Below are 1,031 nucleotides of genomic sequence, written 5' to 3'. Positions count from 1 at the left end.
CCCCGCCGATCGCCGTCTACGCCACCGCACTCGACCTGCGCGCCTGCGAACGCCGCGAACCCAACCTGCCCGGCCTGCTGGTCTCCGACGCCCCACCCGACACCCCCAGCAGCAGGCATCGGTCTCTCGCTCGTCAGGACCTGCTGTGCTATCTGTCCGCCGGCATCGTCGTCGTCGAGGCCCATTTCCACAGCACCACGTTCGCCGCCGTCTACTACGCCCGGCGCCGTGGCCGCCTCGTCATGGCCGTGCCCGGCCCGATCACCAGCTCCGCGACCGCCGCGACCCACCACCTGATCCGTAACCACGACGCCACGCTCGTCGACAGCGCCGACGCCGTCTCCGCCTCCCTGCTCGCCGCCATGACCGCCCCGTCCGACCCGAGCGCAGGAGGAGCGCGGTGAGAGTCGGACTCGCCCACACCCCAGCCCTGCGACGCGCACTGCTCGAGGCGGGCGTACGCCCGTGGACGGCCGAGTGTCAGCTTGATGCCGGGGACATCCTGATCCTCGACCCGACCCTCGACCCCCGGGCCCTGCTCCACGTCCGTGGGCTTCTGCTCCCCGACGTCGAGGTCCTCGTCCTCATCGGGGAAACCCAGGGGTCGGCCCGGACGACGGGGTGGCCGTGGCGGCGGCTGCGCCTGCCCCGCGACCGCGACGAGCTCCTCGGGCTGCGGACCGTCCTGCCCGCCACCGCCGTCATCCCGATCGCAGAACATCCCCGGCCGATCACCCTGCGCCTCGAGGTCCGCGACAGCGACCGCGGCACCGTCGGTGTCCCCGATGGTGCGCCGGCCGGCCGCGGCGACCCGGTGCTCGACGGGTTGCGTGTCGCCTTCGAGCACACCGGCCTGCCGTGGCCCCACGCCGCCGCGCTGACGGTCCGCTGGGCACCCGCCCACCAGCCACAGGACAGGGAGGCGTCCCTCGCCGTCGCCGCCGCCCTGCTCGCCGCCACCGGCACGGTCCCGCCGGCCGCGCTTCGCCGCTACGCGTTCGTCGGCGACGTCACGCCGGACGGGTACCTGC

The 1,031-nt window shown here is 74.4% G+C and carries 1 protein-coding gene and 1 pseudogene; both read left to right on the top strand.

Features of this window, described 5'->3' with window-relative positions; genetic code table 11:
- On the top strand, positions 1 to 404 hold a 404-nt coding region (locus FF36_RS31295), incomplete at its 5' end, for a DNA-processing protein DprA (protein WP_044888823.1).
- Positions 401 to 1,031, top strand: a pseudogene (locus FF36_RS31290) (hypothetical protein); the annotation flags it as partial. The gene FF36_RS31295 and the pseudogene FF36_RS31290, both read left to right, overlap by 4 nt.

Source organism: Frankia torreyi (genome assembly GCF_000948395.1).
Taxonomy (GTDB): Bacteria; Actinomycetota; Actinomycetes; order Frankiales; family Frankiaceae; genus Frankia; species Frankia torreyi.
Note: the sequence above shows the minus strand (reverse complement) of the source record. Positions and strands in the feature narration are given on the sequence as shown.